The following is a 16080-nucleotide window of genomic DNA, read 5'->3' as shown; positions in this document are numbered from 1 at the left end:
CGGATTAAACGCTCAAACCGCCGAACAGCGTCGGCATGTCGAGCGGGCGGAAGCCGTAATGGTTCATCCAGCGGACATCGGCGTTGAAGAAATCGCGCAGGTCCGGCATGCCGTATTTCAGCATGGCGATGCGGTCGAGGCCCATGCCCCAGGCAAAGCCCTGATATTCATCCGGGTCCAGCCCGCCGGCTCGCAGCACGTTCGGGTGCACCATGCCGCAGCCGAGGATCTCCATCCAGTCCTTGCCTTCGCCGAACTTGACGATGGGACCGGAACGGTCGCACTGGATGTCCACCTCGAAGCTCGGCTCCGTGAAGGGGAAGAAGGACGGGCGGAAGCGCATGACGACGCTGTCGACCTCGAAGAAGGTCTTGCAGAATTCTTCGAGAATCCAGCGCAGATTGCCGACATGCGCCTTCTTGTCGATGACAAGGCCTTCAACCTGATGGAACATCGGCGAATGCGTGGCGTCGGAATCCTGGCGATAGGTCTTGCCGGGAATGACGATGCGGATCGGCGGCTTCTGGCTTTCCATGGTGCGGATCTGCACCGGCGACGTATGGGTGCGCAGCACCTTGCGCTCGCCGTTTTCATCCGGCTGGAAGAAGAAGGTGTCGTGCATTTCGCGGGCCGGATGGCCTTCGGGGAAATTCAGCGCCGTGAAGTTGTAGTAGTCGGTTTCGATATCCGGACCTTCGGCGATCGAGAAACCCATATCCGCGAAGATGGCGGTGATTTCATCGACGATCTGGCTGATCGGATGAATGCGGCCGCGCTCGGCCGGAGACTGGCGGACCGGCAGGCTGACATCCACCGTTTCGGCCTTCAGGCGCGCAGCAATGGCGGCGTCCTTCAGCGCATTCTTGCGTTCGCCGATGAGGTCGGTGATTTCGGTCTTGAGCTGGTTGATGGCGGCGCCGCGGGTCTGGCGCTCTTCCGGCGTCATGCTGCCAAGCGTCTTCAGAAGCTCCGAAACCGAGCCCTTCTTGCCCAGCGCGGAAACGCGCACGGCTTCGATGGCCGGCTCATCGGCAGCCGTGGCGATCTCCGACATCAATTGCGATTTCAAGGTATCAAGTTCAGTCATCTTTTCCTGCCTTGCCGGTCTTTTTAACAGCGGCTTCGGGGTTCACAGCATTCATCAGATAGTCGGTCGCCATGATAAAGCGTCGCAGATCACTACCCATCCGCACGCGCCCGATCAACCGGGCAACCGGTAAAAAACGCCCCAGAATGCCGGTCAGACGGCACAATTCTTCCAGCGCCCGGGGCGGGGCGTTTTCGCGCCAGCGGGCGAAGGCGGCATCGCAGGTTTTCCGCGCATCGCAGGCGCGTGTCGCGACCTGCAGAAACAGCAGCCAGATATCGCGGGCCTGCGCCGTCTCGAGCGGCATGACGTCCTGCGGGCGCTCCTCGAAATCCATGAAACCGACGCGGCCATGCTCGAGAAAAAAGTCGCGCACGTGCGGTCGCCCATGGCAAAGGCCTGCCGCATGCAACTCGCCGAGTGCCTCGGCAGATTTTACCAGCAGGGCGTCATGTTCCGCCGGCCTCGCGGTTTTAATCGCGTCCATATGCTCCATGATGGTTGGGCCGACATCCCCCAGGACAACGGCCGTCAACGAAGAATAGATGATGGGCGGAACAGGAAAGCCGCGGGCCTTGAAGACCTGCAATGTTTCGAGTTCACGGCGCATCAGGCCTGCGCCATCGAGCGGCGGCGATGGGCGCATGAAAGTGTAGGGAAGCAGCTTTGCGAGAAAGGTCTGCAGCTTTATCCACCAGGATGGCGTTTCGGTACCCTGACGCTTGATCCACACGGTTGTTGCGGAAAGCTCGAGTTTCTGCACGCGGCGCTCGCTCTTAAGCAAAGCCCGCATCAAGGCTGCGATATCGCCATCTTCGAGATGGACGTGGAAACCCTTCGCCTTTTCCGCCTCGCTTGCGGCAACCAGCATTCTTGCCCCCAATGGAACATGCCGACCGAAAGCCGGATGCCCCACCCTTTTTGGCAACCTCGGCGCAAAAGCGTTCCACGCCTTTGCCGAAACTGCCGTGAATTCCAAAAAACGAAAACCCGCGCCGGAGAACCGGCGCGGGTTTCAAATGAACAACAGATTGTCCGCGCCGTAATTACTTTACAGCGGTTTCAAACTCGTTGGCCGTACCAGCATCCTTGAGGTACTCAAGAGCCTTCTTCGCTGCTTCGACGAGCGCGCCGAATGCTGCCGGCTCATGGATAGCCATGTCGGACAGAACCTTGCGGTCGACTTCGATGCCAGCCTTGTTCAGGCCGTCGATGAAGCGGCCGTAGGTCAGGCCGAATTCGCGAACAGCAGCGTTGATACGCTGGATCCACAGAGCGCGGAAGTTGCGCTTGTTGACCTTGCGGTCGCGGTAAGCGTACTGCTTGGAACGATCCACGGCAGCCTTTGCTGCGCGGATGGTGTTCTTGCGGCGGCCGTAGAAACCCTTGGCTGCCTTGAGTGTCTTGGTGTGCTTGGCGCGGGAAGTTACGCCACGTTTTACGCGTGCCATGTCATGATCTCCTTAAAGTGTCCAAATGTGCGGAAAAGTCTCAGAGACCGTTCGGCAGGTAGTTCTTGACGACCTTCTTGCCGTCAGCGTCGGCGAGAACCATGGTTCCGCGCGCGTCGCGAATGAACTTGTTGGTACGCTTGATCATGCCGTGGCGCTTGCCGGCGGCGGCTGCAACAACCTTGCCGGTTGCGGTGATCTTGAACCGCTTCTTTGCAGCGGACTTCGTCTTCATCTTGGGCATTTTGCTACTCCGTTTTTGTATCGAAACAGGCAGACGAGGCCTATTTCAAGCTATTCAGGAACGGCCTCGGCATGCCCTGCCGGACCGTTCGGACGCGCGCTTATAACCGCAGTCGGCTAAAAGCGCAACGGGGAATGAGAATTTCCCCTTGCGATGGGATACGCGCCGGTGATGTGAACGCGTAAAAAGATTATTTCGGGGCGAGAACCATCATCATCTGACGGCCTTCCAGCTTCGGCTCGGCCTCCACCTTGGCAATCGCCTGGGTGTCTTCCTTCACCTGGAGGAGAAGCTTCATGCCGAGTTCCTGGTGGGCCATTTCGCGGCCGCGGAACTTCAGCGTTACCTTCACCTTGTCGCCATCGTCAAAGAAACGGCCCATCGCCTTCATCTTCACGTCATAGTCATGCGTGTCGATGTTGGGGCGCATCTTGATTTCTTTAACTTCGACGATCTTCTGTTTCTTGCGCGCTTCAGCGGCCTTTTTCTGGGTCGAGTACTTCAGCTTGCCGAGATCGAGGATCTTGCATACCGGCGGTTCCGCGTTCGGCGAAATCTCAACGAGATCGAGACCGGCCTCCTCCGCCAGTTTCAAAGCCTGATCCGTCGGCATGCTACCGAGGTTCTGGCCCTCTTCATCAATAAGCTGAACTCTGGGAACCCGAATTTCCCGGTTGGAGCGCGGCCCCTCCTTGACGGGGGCATCGGCTTTGAAAGGTCTGCGAATGGTCGTATTCTCCTGATCTGTTTCTGGATCACGTCAGCAAAAAACAGCTTGTTTGGTACAAGCGGCGGAAATGTCGTTATTGCCGTGGCGAAGTCAATAGCATATCTGCCCGAAAAGATCACCTGTTGTCACGGTTTTTGCAAATACGCCGCCGTTGTTGCACCAAAATCAGGAGAATTGCATATACATGACCGAACAAGCCGCTGAATTCCTGCGTGTAGGCCCCGACAACGACACTCGCGACATCGCTTTCCTTCATCGCCCGGCGGCGTCGGGCGAGAATATGCCGATGCTCGTGTGGCTCGGCGGCTATCGTTCCGACATGACCGGAACCAAGGCGGTTGAACTCGATCGCTTCGCCGCTGAAAACGGTCTTGCCTGCCTGCGGCTCGACTATTCCGGCCATGGCGCCTCCGGCGGCGACTTCAGGAAGGGCACGATTTCCCGCTGGCTGGAAGAGGCGCTTGCCGTGGTGCGCGCAAAAGCGCCGTCGCGTGTCGTTCTCATCGGCTCCTCCATGGGCGGATGGATTGCGCTACGCATGGTCGAGGAGCTGCGCAAGGCGGGTGGCGCGCCATCCGTCTCCGGTCTCGTCCTCATTGCGCCAGCGCCGGATTTCACGCAGGAGCTGATAGAGCCCAGCCTTTCGGATGCGGAAAAAACCTCTCTGGCGGAAAAGGGTTATTTCGAGGAACATTCGGAATATAGCCCCGAGCCCAACATCTTCACCCGCGCGCTGATGGAGGACGGGAAGCAGAACCGCGTGCTGCAGGGTATCATCACCACCGGCTGCCCCGTTCACATCCTGCAGGGCATGCGCGACCCCGATGTTCCCTATCAGCATGCGCTGAAGCTTCTCGAACATCTTCCCTCCGACGACGTCGTGCTGACGCTGATCCGCGACGGCGACCATCGGCTTTCCCGGCCGCAGGATATCGAGCGGATGCTCGCTGCGGTCAAAGCCCTTGCAATATAGGCTTTTGCGCAACGCTCTTAACCATATTCGACGAGTCTTGCGCGCCGCCGATTGCTAGCGATTGACTCAAGCCCCCTATCCCTCTTAACTTTTCGTTAAGAATTAAGGGACGGGTTTCATGATGAACGCACCGCTGGCGCGTGCGCTGCTGTTTGCAGTTGCCGCCGGGCTAATGACTGCTGCCTCCGCCACGGCGGAAACCAAGGGAAGCCCTTCCATGGTGACGGGGGGGATCACATCCCAGCCGATCGGCCATTATGAGTTCTGTCAGAAATATGCCGACGAGTGCAATATTCGCAGCAAGGCGACGCCGCCGCCGCGCGTCACGGATTATGGCTGGGATGTCATTCGCGAGGTCAATACGTCCGTCAACACCACAATCGTGGCGATGACCGACCAGGAAATCTACGGCAAGGACGAAGTCTGGGAATATCCGACGACCGCCGGCGACTGCGAAGATTTCGTGCTGCTGAAGCGAAAGAAGCTGGTTGAGCGCGGTTTTTCCGTGGCTGATCTTCTGATCACCGTCGTGCGCAAGCCGGATGGCGAGGGCCATGCCGTGCTGACCCTTCGCACCACCGACGGCGATTATATTCTCGATAATCTCACCGACGACGTGAAGCTGTGGACCGACACCAACTACACCTATCTGAAGCGGCAGGCGTCCTTCAATACGGGCCGTTGGGTCTCCATCGAAGACGGCCGCGACGTGCTGGTCGGCGCATTGCGCTAACGCCTGGTTCCACGTTTGATGGATTGAGAGCCCGCTATTGCGGGCTCTTTCTTTTTTCAGCCATTGCCGATGATGATACCGGCCGCGAGCACCAGTGAGCCGCCGAGGACCACCTGAAACACCGCGCGCAGGAACGGCGTTTCCATGAAGCGGTTCTGAATGAAGGCGATGGCCCAGAGTTCCACGAAAACGACGACGGCGGCAATCGCCGTTGCCGTCCAGAAATGCGGAATGAGATAGGGCAATGCGTGGCCGAGACCGCCTATGGCCGTCATGATGCCCGAGGCCAAGCCCCGCTTTACCGGAGAACCGCGGCCCGAAAGCTTGCCGTCATCATGGGCGGCCTCGGTGAAACCCATGGAGATGCCCGCACCGACAGAGGCCGAGAGGCCGATGAGGAAGGTCTGCCAGGTATCCTGCGTGGCAAAGGCGGCCGCGAAAATCGGCGCGAGCGTCGAGACGGAACCATCCATAAGCCCCGCAAGACCCGGCTGCACATAGGTCAGAAGAAATTGCCGTTTTGCGGTTTCCGCCTCTTCGGTCTTGCCGTTTTCATCGAGGTGTTTTTCTTCCAGCATCTGCGCGATGTCTTCGTGACCCCGCTCCGCCTCGGCCAGATCGCCGAGGAGCTTGCGCGTCGAGGCATCGCTGGTGCGCTTGAGGGCCTCATCGTAGAAGCGGATCGCCTGGGCTTCCATCAATTCGGCCTGGGCGCGGATTTTTTCGAGCGACAGGTTCTTCACCAGCCAGTCCGGGGTACGCTCGTAAAAACCACGCACATGTTCGCGGCGGATCAGCGGGATGGTTTCTCCGAAACGACGGCGATGCATGTCGATCAGGATATTTCGATGCTGCTGTTCGACTTCCGCCATATCGTCGAAGACTTTCGCCGATTGCGGATATTGCGCACGCAGATGGTCGGCATAGGAGCGATAGATACGGGAATCGTCTTCTTCGGATGAAATGGCGAGCGCGAGGATTTCCTGTTCGCCGAGGGAGGAAAAGGGGCGTTTGGACAGGGAAAAAAGACTGCGAAACATGGCTGAAACCTTTTTATAATAATTCTAAATACATCCGCATCGCGCCTGGATCAAGTCTTCTTAGAATAATTCTAATAAGGCAAAGGGTCGCATTGCAGGCCCCATCGCAGCGGGGTAAATTCGCAAAAAAGGAAACACCATGCAGAACGACGTTACGGCCAGAGCCGCCCACAGCGCGGAGATTCAGCACAGGGCGGAAAAAGCCATGGCGGAGATCGGCGTCGATGCCGGTTTCATCGATCTGCTGGTGGAAACATTTTACGGCCGCGTTCTTGAACATCCCACGCTCGGCCCGGTTTTTGATGCGCGGCTTGCCGGGCGCTGGCCGGAACATATGGCCAGGATGAAACAGTTCTGGGCGGCTGTCGCGTTCAAGAATGGTGGTTATGGCGGTAAGCCCGTGCAGGCGCATCTCGGCGTAAAGGGCATGTCGGCGGAGCTTTTCCCGCAATGGCTTGCGCTTTTTTCCGCCACGCTGGATGACATCGCGCCGAACAGGGAAGCCCATGACTGGTTCATGGAAACGGCGGAACGCATCGCCAGAAGCCTGACGCTTTCGCTGTTTTACAATCCCGCAATGGACGACCCGGCGTTGATGCGCAGCAAATGACGCGGAAAGACGTGACGAAGCAACATTCGCCAAGCATCACCGGAGATCACGCAAGTTTCGAACATTCCCTCTTGATGGCTGCCGGGATAAATGATTAGTAGCCTGCGGGAGGCGTACCGTGCGGTTCGCCTGTAATATGCAGACATAGCAGGGCTTATCGACATGGATCGCAGATCATTTATCCGCAAGGCGGGCGCTCTCGGCGCCGGTGTTACCGCAACGGCACTGGCCGCTCCGGCTATTGCGCAGGAAAACCCCAAGATCACCTGGCGCATGACATCGTCCTTCACCAAGGGCCTCGACATTTTGTTCGGCGCGGGCCAGATCGTCGCCGATCATGTCAAGGAAGCCTCCGGCGGAAACTTTGTCATTCAGCATTTCGCCGGCGGTGAAATCGTGCCGGCGCTTCAGGCGGCGGATGCGGTAACGGCCGGAACCGTCGAAATGGCGCATACCTGCGCCTATTATTACGTTGGCAAGGATCCGACCTTCGCGCTCGGAACTTCGGTTCCCTTCGGTCTCAACGCACGGCAGACGAATGCCTGGTTCAATCAGGCCGGCGGCAATGAGCTGCTCAATGAATTCTTGGCGCAGCACAATATCTACTCGATCCTGCTCGGCAATACCGGTGCCCAGATGGGCGGCTGGTTCCGCAAGGAAATCAACACCATCGATGACCTGAAGGGCCTGAAGATGCGTATCGCCGGCCTGACCGGCCAGGTGATGCAGAAGGTTGGCGTGACACCGCAGCAGATCGCCGGCGGCGATGTCTATGCGGCTCTGGAAAAGGGCACAATCGACGCCACCGAATTCGTCGGCCCCTATGACGACCAGAAGCTCGGCTTCTACAAGGTCGCGAAATATTACTATTATCCGGCATGGTGGGAAGGCGGCCCGGCCGTGCATGCCTTCGTGAACCTGCAGAAGTTCAATGAGCTGCCCGAGAACTACAAGCGCATCCTGAAAGACGCCTGCGCCGCCGGCAGCGCCAGCATGCTGGAACGTTACGATGCGCGCAATCCGAAGGCGCTGAAGGAACTCGTGGCGCAGGGCGCCATCCTGCGCCCCTTCAGCCAGGAAATCCTCGATGTCTGCCACAAGGCGGCGCAGGACACCTATGCGGAGATTTCGGCCAAGAACGAGAGCTTCAAGAAGATCTACGAGAGCCAGCAGGCCTTCAAGAAGGACGCCTATCTCTGGGCGCAGATCGCCGAATATACCTATGACACCTACATGATGATCCAGCAGCGCAACGGCACGCTCTGATCCGCATCATTTCCCGACGATCTTCAAACGGTCATCCGGCATCGGCCGGGTGACCGTTTTGTTTGGCGAGACCAGCTTCCACACTTCACGCTCCCGCCAGTCGACCGGGCTCATGCCGGTGACGCGGCGAAATTCGCGGTTGAAGTTGGACTTGGTCTGAAAGCCGGAGGACAGCATGATCGCCGTCACCGATTGCTCCGTCTCTTCCAGCAGCCGGCAGGCTTCGTGGATGCGCAACTGGTTGACATATTGTGAGACATTGACGCCGAGCGAGCGGTTGATCGCGCCGGATATCTGCCGGCTCGGCAGACCGAGACGTCTTGCAAGCCGCGACAGGTTAAGGTTCTCATCACGGTAAAGCGCCTGCGTTTCCATCAGCCGATCAACCCTTGCAACGATATCCCAATCCTGTTCCGATGGCTCCGCCGACGCTGACAATTCCGCGACAGGTTCTATGGCTGTTTGCGGCGCCTTGCTCCTGCCGGCCAGCGCGGCCATGAGGCCAATCAACAGCAGGCCGAAAAGATTGGCATTGCTGACCAGCGCTGCAACATTCTGCCCATGCGCCCATTCGAAATCGGAAAACACGAGAAGATCGAACAGGGCAGAAACACAAAGAGCGACGGCAGCGATAATAAGCGCCCGGTGCGCCGAGGTGACGCTGGCAAATTGCGCCTCGTCCAGCCCATCCGGGCCCTTTCTGCCAAGAAGAAGCAGGGCAATGGCGTGGCCGACGAAGATGACGATCAGCGCAAGATCAATCGCCATCGGCCAGGTGAGTTCCATGATGACGATGAGCAAAGGCGACAGGACGAGGTTGGCAAGCATCGCTATCCTGCTCTCAGCCGCCACTCTCATCAGCCCACGAAAAGCGATGTAGACGAGCGGCGGCAGGCAGGCGGCGAGGACCGGCAAAACATAACGCGCTTCGCTGACGCCGTACCCCCAGCGCAGGCCGACAAGGACGGATTGCAGGGCACAAAGCGCGATCAGCGTCAGAAAGGCCCGATTGGTTCGCACATCGTCTCCGCCTCGAAAGAAAACGATGAACATGACAACCAGCAGAAGCGCCACGACGAAAGGCAGCGGAATGAACAGCACGAATGAATATCCCCGGAACAACGGCTTATATCGCCAATTCATGGACCAGATCGCGTTTCGGGACGACCTTTAACACGATCAAGGACGCAAAAAACATGTAGCGGCGCAGATTGAACCCCGTTCTTTCCAACCGCACGAGGTTTTCATGCGCCCCATCACCACCATCACGACCATCCTGTTTTCCGCTCTCGTCACCCAGCCTGTTCTTGCAGGCGAGGCTGTCGGCGTCAGCGAAACCACCATTCATTCGCCAGCACGCGGCAAGGACCTGGCCGTCACAATCTGGTACCCATCCGACGGAAAGGGCACGCAGACGCTTTCCGGCGATGACCGGATTTTTCAGGGCACGCCAATGGTCAAGGATGGCGCCGTGAAACCGGGTCGGCTGCCGCTTGTGCTTCTGTCTCACGGCTCGGGTTCACGAGTGTCCGGCATGGCGTGGATAGCCGCGAAACTTGCGAGCGAAGGTTTCATTGTGGCGGGAGCCAACCACCCCGGCACCACCAGCGGCGATTCCACACCCGCCGACACGCCGAAAATCTGGGAGCGAACGGACGATCTCTCCACGATTGTCACTGTTCTAACGGCGAAGGGCAAATGGTCGAGTGCTATCGACGTGCAAAGGATAGGCGTGCTCGGCTTTTCGCTCGGCGGCAGCGCGGCGATGGAGATTTCGGGTGCGCGCGCCGATCTCGATGCCTATGCGCGCTATTGCGAAGACCATGCCACGATGATGGATTGCCAATGGTTCGCCGGTGGCCGAGGTTACCTCAATGGCGAGGCGGTCGGCGTGCCGAAGCTCGATCTCAGAACCCTCGACAAGACCCGTTTCGAGCAGCAGAACCGCGATCCCCGCATCCGTTCCGCCGTGCTGGTCGATCCCGGTCTGGCACTTGCCTTTCAGCCTGATAGCCTGAAGCAGATCGATATTCCGCTAACCTTCATCAATCTCGGCAGCAAGGGCAAAATTCCGCCAGCCGTGCTTGCGGATAAACTCGCGGACCAAGTGCCCGGCGCGACCTATCAGCAAGTAGATGAGGCCAATCATTTCAGCTTCCTGCCACTGTGCAAACCGGATGCCGACGCCTTTCTCAAATCCGTCGGCGAGCGCGATCCGATCTGCGAACCGGCCGGACCACGGGACCGTGCGGATATTCACGCGCAATTGGAGACGATGATCGCTGCCGCCTTCAACCGTACACTGAAGCCGGGTCAATAAGGCGGCAGATTGAGAGGCCTAGCCGATCCGCTTGTAAAACAGGGTCGTGCCGCAAAAGCGTCCATCCGGAAACAGGGCGTAGTCGGGGATGACGCCGACCCGCTCCCAGCCGAGGCGAGGATAAATCGCCTCGGCATCGCTGCCCGTGGCCGTATCCAGCACCAAAAGGGTACGACCACGTTTTGCCGCCTCCTCTTCCACTTTTTGCATGAGTTTGCGGGCAAGCCCGAGGCCTCGCGCGGACGGATGCACCAGAAGCTTCATCAGATCGCCGCGATGCGGCTGGTTGGGTTTGGAGGCAAGGCCGACCTGCACGGTGCCCACCACCTTGCCATCCACTTCCGCTACCACATGAATGGTCGTCCCCTCGCCCGCTGTTTCCGCTGCGGATCGCCAGAAAGGTTCGGCATCCTGTGGAGAAAAGGGCAACATGAAGCCGACGGATGCGCCGCCGTTCACGCAGGCAGCCAGAACCTCACAGAGTTCGGGCAAGACATCGATGGTCTCTTGCCCGTTCAACAAGCGGATGGTGGTCATATTAACTCCTGTCGGGGAAATCAGCGCTGTCTTTGGTCCAGCACGACGGCATAACGGGCAGGTTTTTCGGTAGGATTGTGGAAAACATGTCCCTCGCCAACCGGCATGAAAAGACAATCGCCGGGCTCCAGCCGGTGAACGTCTCCACCGCTGGTCATTTCCAGCACACCTTCGAAAAGCCAGACATATTGCGTCATCCCCCGGCTCGCCGCATGCGGTGGGAAACCCACGCGCGCGCCGGGCGGAAATTCGACTTCGACGATGTCGACATCGGATCCCACACGCGGCGGGGAAATGGCGCGGCGCACATAACCGGTCTCCGAATCTTTCCAGAGCTGCTGATCACGCTTTTTCATAAGCGGGGAAACAGCCTCTTCGTTTTCGGCGAAGAAACCGGAAAGCGACAAGCCAAGGGCTGCGCAGATACGGGCCAGCAGCGAGGCCGTGGGGCTCGCCTCGCCACGCTCGATGCGGGAGATCATGGCGCGGCTGACGCCGGATTCGGACGCCAGACGGTCCAACGTCAGGCCGTTTTCAGCCCGCAATGTTTTGATCCGCTCGCCGATAGAGCGTTCAAGAATATGATCTTCGTTTTCCATCATATGAGAATTGCACTCTCACATGATGGAGTCAATATCCATGATAGTAGAAATTGATCATCGTGTTTGCCGCCGGTTGCTTGGCAGCAAAATGGGTGTCTCAGGCGCCAACCTGGGCAATCCAGTCGTTCAGATTATAGTAGTTCGTTACTCGACTAACTTTCCCGTCCTCGAGATCAAAGAAGGCACCGGCTGGCAGGACGTATTTCTGGCCATCGGCTTCGGGCAAACCTTCATCCGTTGCGAGATATTCGCCGTTCACGATGAATTCTGCGGAAGCACGCTTGCCATCTTCGCTCGCCATGATGACCATCTCGGTGAGATTTTCCTTATAGCAGCGGTTCATGTGGTCCATGAAGGAAGCGAAGGCGGCCTTGCCGGTCTGGCGCTCGCCCTGATTGATGTCGTGCACCACCTCTTCGTGAAGAAGCGCCAGAAAGGCATCCATGTCCTGACGGTTGAAGGCTTCGTAGTAGGCGCGGATGGTCTCGGCAGCGGTCATCGTCTTCTCCGTTCAATGCTTGCGCGGGTTTTCCATGACGGTATAACCAGTGCAACCGAAAGTGAAAATGCCCATGACCGTCGAAATCAAGTCTCTTTCCGGCATTGACGCCGCCCCCTATTTCGATGACCTCGCGCGCCTGCGGATCGAAGTATTTCGCTCCTTTCCCTATCTCTATGACGGCTCGCTAGACTATGAGCGCAAATATCTCGCAACCTATGCCGATACGGACGGCGCAGTCTTCGTGCTGGCGCTCGATGACGGCAAAGTGGTCGGCATGTCGACCGGCATGCCGATGGCGGCAGAGACCGAAGAGGTGAAGGCGCCCTTCGTCAAAGCGGGTTACGATCCGGACCGGATATTCTACTTCGGTGAAAGTGTGCTCCTGCCCGGCTATCGCGGCCATGGCGTCGGCGTGCGCTTCTTCGAGGAACGGGAGGCGCATGCAAGGCGGCTCTGCTTCGACATGTGCACTTTCTGTGCGGTGGAGCGGCCCGCAGACCATCCACGACGGCCGGCGGACTACGTTCCGCTGAACGCCTTCTGGGAAAAGCGTGGTTATCGCCATCACCCGGAACTACGCACCAGCTTCACATGGCAGGACCTCGACGAGAGCGCTGAGAGCCCGAAACCGCTGTCCTTCTGGATGAAGACCATTCTTGCCGGAGACGGAGACAAATGACACGCCTCGCCGCCAGCCAATATGCCATCGAGCTGATCGAGACATGGGAGGCTTATGCCGCACATCTCTCCGCCATCGTTCGCGAGGCGAAGGAAAAAGGCGCTGAGTTGCTGCTGCTTCCTGAATATTCAGCCATGGCGCTAACCGGGCAATTGCCACCCGCCGCGCGCTCCGATCTGCATCGTTCCATCGAAGAGATACAGCCGTTGATCCCTTCCTGGGTAGAGCTTTGCGAGGAGCTGGCGCGGCAACATCAAATCCTCTTCCAGCCGGGTAGCGCGCCGGTGAAGGACCCCGACGGCAAGTTCCGCAACCGCGCATGGCTGTTCGGCCCGGATGGGCTGATCGGTTATCAGGACAAGCAGATCATGACCCGCTTCGAGCGGGAGCAATGGCACATTGATGCCGGCATCGAGGGCCTGAAAGCCTTCGAGACGCCAATCGGCAGGCTCGGCATTCTCATCTGCTACGACAACGAGTTTCCGATGCTGGGCCGCAGGCTGGCGGAGCTGGGCGTCGAACTCGTTCTCGCCCCCAGCTGCACCGACACGCTGGCGGGCGCTTACCGGGTGCGGATCGGCGCGCAGGCACGGGCGCTGGAAAATCAATATGCCGTTCTTTCCGCCCCCACGGCGGGAGAAGCCCCATGGTCTCCCGCCGTCGATGAGAATCGCGGCCGCGCCGCCCTTTACGTGCCGTCCGACTACGGCATGCCCGCATCCGGTATCGTCGCGGAAAGCGAAAGCGATGCGGTGACACAGAGCACGCTTCTGATCGCCGATATCGATCTTGCCGCCGTCGCAAGACTCCGAACCGAGGGACAGGTGGCCACCCGCCGCGACTGGCCGGAGCAATTTGCGATCTGAAAAGCCCATTTTAAAAGGCTTTTAACCAAATTCCCGCTTTGCGGTGTGACAAGCCCCTGCTATAGCGCGGGACATGAGCACAAATTCGACCCGCACGCCCCTGGACCATATCCGCAACTTCTCGATCGTTGCCCACATCGATCACGGCAAATCGACGCTGGCCGACCGGCTGATCCAGTCGACGGGCGGCCTTGCCGAGCGCGACATGTCGGAACAGGTTCTCGATTCGATGGATATCGAGCGCGAGCGCGGCATCACCATCAAGGCCCAGACCGTGCGCCTGCACTACAAGGCGAATAACGGCGAGACCTATGTGCTGAACCTCATCGACACGCCCGGCCACGTCGACTTCGCCTACGAAGTGTCCCGCTCGCTTTCGGCCTGCGAAGGTTCGCTGCTGGTGGTCGACGCATCGCAGGGCGTGGAAGCCCAGACGCTCGCCAACGTCTATCAGGCCATCGACAACAATCACGAGCTGGTGACGGTGCTCAACAAGATCGACCTGCCGGCGGCCGAACCCGACCGCATCAAGGAGCAGATCGAAGAGGTGATCGGCATCGACGCCTCCGACGCCGTGATGATTTCCGCCAAGACCGGTCTTGGTATTCCCGATGTTCTGGAAGCCATCGTCAACCGTCTGCCGCCACCGAAGAGCGAAGTCGGCGAAAACGGACCGCTGAAGGCGCTGCTGGTCGATAGCTGGTACGACACCTATCTCGGCGTTATGGTTCTGGTGCGCGTCATCGATGGCGTGCTGAGCAAGGGCCAGCAGATCCGCATGATGGGTTCGGGCGCGAAATACGGCATCGAGCGCGTCGGCGTGCTGACTCCGAAGATGGTCAATGTCGACAGCCTCGGCCCCGGCGAGATCGGTTTCATCACCGCCTCGATCAAGGAAGTCGCCGATACGCGTGTTGGCGATACCATCACCGACGACAAGCGCCCGACGGCGCAAGCCCTGCCCGGCTTCAAGCCTGCGCAGCCCGTGGTGTTCTGCGGCCTCTTCCCGGTCGATGCGGCCGACTTCGAAGATTTGCGCGCGGCGGTGGGCAAGCTTCGCCTCAACGATGCTTCCTTCTCCTTCGAAATGGAATCGTCCGCCGCCCTCGGTTTCGGTTTCCGCTGCGGCTTCCTCGGCCTGCTGCATCTCGAAATCATTCAGGAGCGCCTCGAGCGCGAGTTCAATCTCGATCTCGTCGCGACAGCGCCTTCCGTTGTTTATGAAATGACGCTGACGGATGGCACGGAGAAGGAACTTCACAACCCGGCCGACATGCCCGACGTTGTGAAGATCAAGGAAATCCGCGAGCCGTGGATCAAGGCGACGATCATGACGCCGGACGAATATCTCGGCGGCATCCTGAAACTCTGTCAGGACCGGCGCGGCCTGCAGACGGAGCTGACCTATGTCGGCAACCGTGCGATGATCACCTATGAGCTGCCGCTCAACGAAGTGGTGTTCGATTTCTACGACCGCCTGAAATCCATCTCCAAGGGTTACGCCTCGTTCGATTACAACATCATCGACTATCGCGAAGGCGATCTCGTCAAGATGTCGATCCTCGTCAATGGCGATCCGGTGGATGCGCTCTCCATGCTGGTTCACCGCTCGGCGGCGGACCGGCGCGGGCGTGGCATGTGCGAAAAGCTGAAGGAACTCATTCCGCCGCACATGTTCCAGATCCCGATCCAGGCGGCCATCGGCGGCAAGGTCATCGCCCGTGAAACCGTGCGCGCGCTGCGCAAGGACGTGACGGCGAAATGCTACGGCGGCGACGCGACGCGCAAACGCAAGCTTCTGGACAAGCAGAAGGAAGGCAAGAAGCGCATGCGCCAGTTCGGCAAGGTGGAAATTCCGCAGGAAGCCTTCATCGCCGCTTTGAAGATGAACGACGAATAAGCGGCAAAATCATATTTGCCATCGCTATGGAAGGGAGGCACACAGCCTCCCTTTTGCGTTTAGGCTTCTATCACGCGTGCAGCTTTGCGCCCTTGGTGATCTTGTCGACGATCTTCCTGTCGGCCCTCAGCGCCATGCCGACCACCTTGGCGTTGTCAGGAGAAAACTCCGAAAATACCTGGCGATTGGCGACATCGTGCCCGGTGGCGAACATTTCCTCGATATAAAGCGATGTCGTAACGTCGCGCTCGAGGGATCGCTGGTGGATTTTGCGCAACGCCTCCTGATCCGTGGCCATGACGACAATCGGCTGGATGGACAGGGGATTATAGACGTTGCCCGCCCCGTCGCGGTATGGTTCTCCAATGATCTCCCTGGTCTGGGCGACGATCCCGGACATGAGAAATGCGGTAACGTTCAGTTTTTGCCACACGGCAAGGTCATCGCGAAGGATGACAGCGATCTTGGTATCAAACATGCGAACTCAATCTGGCTGTGGTTACGAAAGAGAAGCGATCCTAGCGCCTCGGGGTGTCTGCG

At 58.9% G+C, this 16080-nt stretch carries 19 protein-coding genes; 8 read left to right on the top strand and 11 right to left on the bottom strand.

Translation table 11 applies throughout. From position 1 onward, the window contains the following. Positions 1-4: 4 nt before the first annotated feature. The 5 genes from pheS to infC form a co-directional block, all read right to left on the bottom strand. Complete coding sequence (pheS, locus tag FGF54_RS14655; protein ID WP_026363813.1) at positions 5-1087, bottom strand: phenylalanine--tRNA ligase subunit alpha; 1083 nt, start codon at positions 1085-1087, stop codon at positions 5-7. Then, positions 1080-1958 carry a phosphotransferase gene (locus tag FGF54_RS14650; RefSeq protein WP_142780042.1) on the bottom strand — a complete coding sequence of 293 codons (879 nt, stop codon included), beginning with the start codon at positions 1956-1958 and terminating at the stop codon, positions 1080-1082. Before FGF54_RS14650 ends, pheS begins: the two co-directional genes overlap by 8 nt. A gap of 175 nt (positions 1959-2133) precedes the next feature. Continuing rightward, positions 2134-2538: a 50S ribosomal protein L20 gene (gene rplT / locus FGF54_RS14645; RefSeq protein ID WP_003493358.1), complete on the bottom strand. Its 405-nt coding sequence runs from the start codon at positions 2536-2538 to the stop codon at positions 2134-2136. 40 nt (positions 2539-2578) lie between these two features. Further along, on the bottom strand, positions 2579-2782 hold the full coding sequence (rpmI, locus tag FGF54_RS14640; protein ID WP_035264590.1) for a 50S ribosomal protein L35: 204 nt from the start codon (positions 2780-2782) through the stop codon (positions 2579-2581). A 190-nt stretch (positions 2783-2972) separates the two neighbouring features. Continuing rightward, the gene (infC, locus tag FGF54_RS14635; protein ID WP_078051391.1) at positions 2973-3509 is read right to left on the bottom strand and encodes a translation initiation factor IF-3; all 537 of its coding nucleotides are present in this window, start codon (positions 3507-3509) and stop codon (positions 2973-2975) included. 187 nt (positions 3510-3696) lie between these two features. Between infC and FGF54_RS14630 the strand changes: the two genes are divergently transcribed. Beyond that, the gene (locus FGF54_RS14630) at positions 3697-4485 is read left to right on the top strand and encodes a carboxylesterase (protein WP_142780041.1); all 789 of its coding nucleotides are present in this window, start codon (positions 3697-3699) and stop codon (positions 4483-4485) included. 118 nt (positions 4486-4603) lie between these two features. Next, positions 4604-5218, top strand: coding sequence for a transglutaminase-like cysteine peptidase (locus FGF54_RS14625; protein WP_003524508.1), 615 nt, complete (start codon positions 4604-4606; stop codon positions 5216-5218). 56 nt (positions 5219-5274) lie between these two features. On the opposite strand, the gene mbfA is transcribed toward FGF54_RS14625, so the two are convergent. Then, positions 5275-6258 carry an iron exporter MbfA gene (gene mbfA / locus FGF54_RS14620; protein WP_080852803.1) on the bottom strand — a complete coding sequence of 328 codons (984 nt, stop codon included), beginning with the start codon at positions 6256-6258 and terminating at the stop codon, positions 5275-5277. A gap of 139 nt (positions 6259-6397) precedes the next feature. On the opposite strand from mbfA, the gene FGF54_RS14615 reads away from it, so the two are divergent. Continuing rightward, positions 6398-6868, top strand: coding sequence for a group III truncated hemoglobin (locus FGF54_RS14615; RefSeq protein ID WP_142780040.1), 471 nt, complete (start codon positions 6398-6400; stop codon positions 6866-6868). A 162-nt stretch (positions 6869-7030) separates the two neighbouring features. Continuing rightward, positions 7031-8134: a TRAP transporter substrate-binding protein gene (locus tag FGF54_RS14610; protein ID WP_080852804.1), complete on the top strand. Its 1104-nt coding sequence runs from the start codon at positions 7031-7033 to the stop codon at positions 8132-8134. Positions 8135-8140: 6 nt separating this feature from the next. On the opposite strand, the gene FGF54_RS14605 is transcribed toward FGF54_RS14610, so the two are convergent. Next, positions 8141-9235: an AraC family transcriptional regulator gene (locus tag FGF54_RS14605; protein WP_168208111.1), complete on the bottom strand. Its 1095-nt coding sequence runs from the start codon at positions 9233-9235 to the stop codon at positions 8141-8143. Positions 9236-9380: 145 nt separating this feature from the next. On the opposite strand from FGF54_RS14605, the gene FGF54_RS14600 reads away from it, so the two are divergent. After that, a complete protein-coding gene (locus tag FGF54_RS14600; protein ID WP_142780038.1) occupies positions 9381-10454 on the top strand; it encodes a dienelactone hydrolase family protein in 1074 nt (357 codons plus the stop codon). Positions 10455-10472: 18 nt separating this feature from the next. Here FGF54_RS14600 and FGF54_RS14595 read toward each other — a convergent pair whose 3' ends face one another. The 3 genes from FGF54_RS14595 to FGF54_RS14585 form a co-directional block, all read right to left on the bottom strand. After that, positions 10473-10991 carry a GNAT family N-acetyltransferase gene (locus tag FGF54_RS14595; RefSeq protein ID WP_142780037.1) on the bottom strand — a complete coding sequence of 173 codons (519 nt, stop codon included), beginning with the start codon at positions 10989-10991 and terminating at the stop codon, positions 10473-10475. Positions 10992-11011: 20 nt separating this feature from the next. Then, positions 11012-11593 (bottom strand): helix-turn-helix domain-containing protein, encoded by a 582-nt coding sequence (locus FGF54_RS14590; RefSeq protein ID WP_142780036.1) that lies wholly within the window; start codon positions 11591-11593, stop codon positions 11012-11014. 97 nt (positions 11594-11690) lie between these two features. Continuing rightward, positions 11691-12092: a ketosteroid isomerase-related protein gene (locus FGF54_RS14585; RefSeq protein WP_142780035.1), complete on the bottom strand. Its 402-nt coding sequence runs from the start codon at positions 12090-12092 to the stop codon at positions 11691-11693. Positions 12093-12165: 73 nt separating this feature from the next. Here FGF54_RS14585 and FGF54_RS14580 point away from each other — a divergent pair, with 73 nt between their 5' ends. The 3 genes from FGF54_RS14580 to lepA all read left to right on the top strand — a co-directional run bounded on the left by FGF54_RS14580 (position 12166) and on the right by lepA (position 15540). Further along, positions 12166-12774: a GNAT family N-acetyltransferase gene (locus tag FGF54_RS14580; RefSeq protein ID WP_168208110.1), complete on the top strand. Its 609-nt coding sequence runs from the start codon at positions 12166-12168 to the stop codon at positions 12772-12774. Further along, complete coding sequence (locus FGF54_RS14575; protein WP_142780033.1) at positions 12771-13640, top strand: carbon-nitrogen hydrolase family protein; 870 nt, start codon at positions 12771-12773, stop codon at positions 13638-13640. The genes FGF54_RS14580 and FGF54_RS14575 overlap by 4 nt, the downstream gene beginning before the upstream one ends. Positions 13641-13701: 61 nt before the next feature. Beyond that, positions 13702-15540, top strand: a complete 1839-nt coding sequence (gene lepA, locus FGF54_RS14570; protein WP_035264582.1) for a translation elongation factor 4 — start codon at positions 13702-13704, stop codon at positions 15538-15540. A gap of 70 nt (positions 15541-15610) precedes the next feature. On the opposite strand, the gene FGF54_RS14565 is transcribed toward lepA, so the two are convergent. After that, the gene (locus tag FGF54_RS14565) at positions 15611-16018 is read right to left on the bottom strand and encodes a DUF2000 family protein (protein ID WP_142780032.1); all 408 of its coding nucleotides are present in this window, start codon (positions 16016-16018) and stop codon (positions 15611-15613) included. Between the last annotated feature and the right edge of the window lie 62 nt (positions 16019-16080).

It is taken from the genome of Agrobacterium sp. T29 (assembly GCF_006970545.1).
GTDB lineage: Bacteria > Pseudomonadota > Alphaproteobacteria > Rhizobiales > Rhizobiaceae > Agrobacterium > Agrobacterium leguminum.
The sequence above is the reverse complement of the archived record's forward strand: the minus strand, read 5'-3'. Positions and strand labels throughout refer to the sequence as shown.

Excerpts from the sequence above, each read along its gene's own strand:
- pheS (WP_026363813.1), bottom strand. The coding sequence starts at position 1,087 with ATGACTGAACTTGATACCTTGAAATCGCAATTGATGTCGGAGATCGCC.
- FGF54_RS14650 (WP_142780042.1), bottom strand. The coding sequence starts at position 1,958 with ATGCTGGTTGCCGCAAGCGAGGCGGAAAAGGCGAAGGGTTTCCACGTC.
- rplT (WP_003493358.1), bottom strand. The coding sequence starts at position 2,538 with ATGGCACGCGTAAAACGTGGCGTAACTTCCCGCGCCAAGCACACCAAG.
- rpmI (WP_035264590.1), bottom strand. The coding sequence starts at position 2,782 with ATGCCCAAGATGAAGACGAAGTCCGCTGCAAAGAAGCGGTTCAAGATC.
- FGF54_RS14630 (WP_142780041.1), top strand. The coding sequence starts at position 3,697 with ATGACCGAACAAGCCGCTGAATTCCTGCGTGTAGGCCCCGACAACGAC.
- FGF54_RS14625 (WP_003524508.1), top strand. The coding sequence starts at position 4,604 with ATGATGAACGCACCGCTGGCGCGTGCGCTGCTGTTTGCAGTTGCCGCC.
- mbfA (WP_080852803.1), bottom strand. The coding sequence starts at position 6,258 with ATGTTTCGCAGTCTTTTTTCCCTGTCCAAACGCCCCTTTTCCTCCCTC.
- FGF54_RS14615 (WP_142780040.1), top strand. The coding sequence starts at position 6,398 with ATGCAGAACGACGTTACGGCCAGAGCCGCCCACAGCGCGGAGATTCAG.
- FGF54_RS14610 (WP_080852804.1), top strand. The coding sequence starts at position 7,031 with ATGGATCGCAGATCATTTATCCGCAAGGCGGGCGCTCTCGGCGCCGGT.
- FGF54_RS14600 (WP_142780038.1), top strand. The coding sequence starts at position 9,381 with ATGCGCCCCATCACCACCATCACGACCATCCTGTTTTCCGCTCTCGTC.
- FGF54_RS14595 (WP_142780037.1), bottom strand. The coding sequence starts at position 10,991 with ATGACCACCATCCGCTTGTTGAACGGGCAAGAGACCATCGATGTCTTG.
- FGF54_RS14590 (WP_142780036.1), bottom strand. The coding sequence starts at position 11,593 with ATGATGGAAAACGAAGATCATATTCTTGAACGCTCTATCGGCGAGCGG.
- FGF54_RS14585 (WP_142780035.1), bottom strand. The coding sequence starts at position 12,092 with ATGACCGCTGCCGAGACCATCCGCGCCTACTACGAAGCCTTCAACCGT.
- FGF54_RS14580 (WP_168208110.1), top strand. The coding sequence starts at position 12,166 with ATGACCGTCGAAATCAAGTCTCTTTCCGGCATTGACGCCGCCCCCTAT.
- FGF54_RS14575 (WP_142780033.1), top strand. The coding sequence starts at position 12,771 with ATGACACGCCTCGCCGCCAGCCAATATGCCATCGAGCTGATCGAGACA.
- FGF54_RS14565 (WP_142780032.1), bottom strand. The coding sequence starts at position 16,018 with ATGTTTGATACCAAGATCGCTGTCATCCTTCGCGATGACCTTGCCGTG.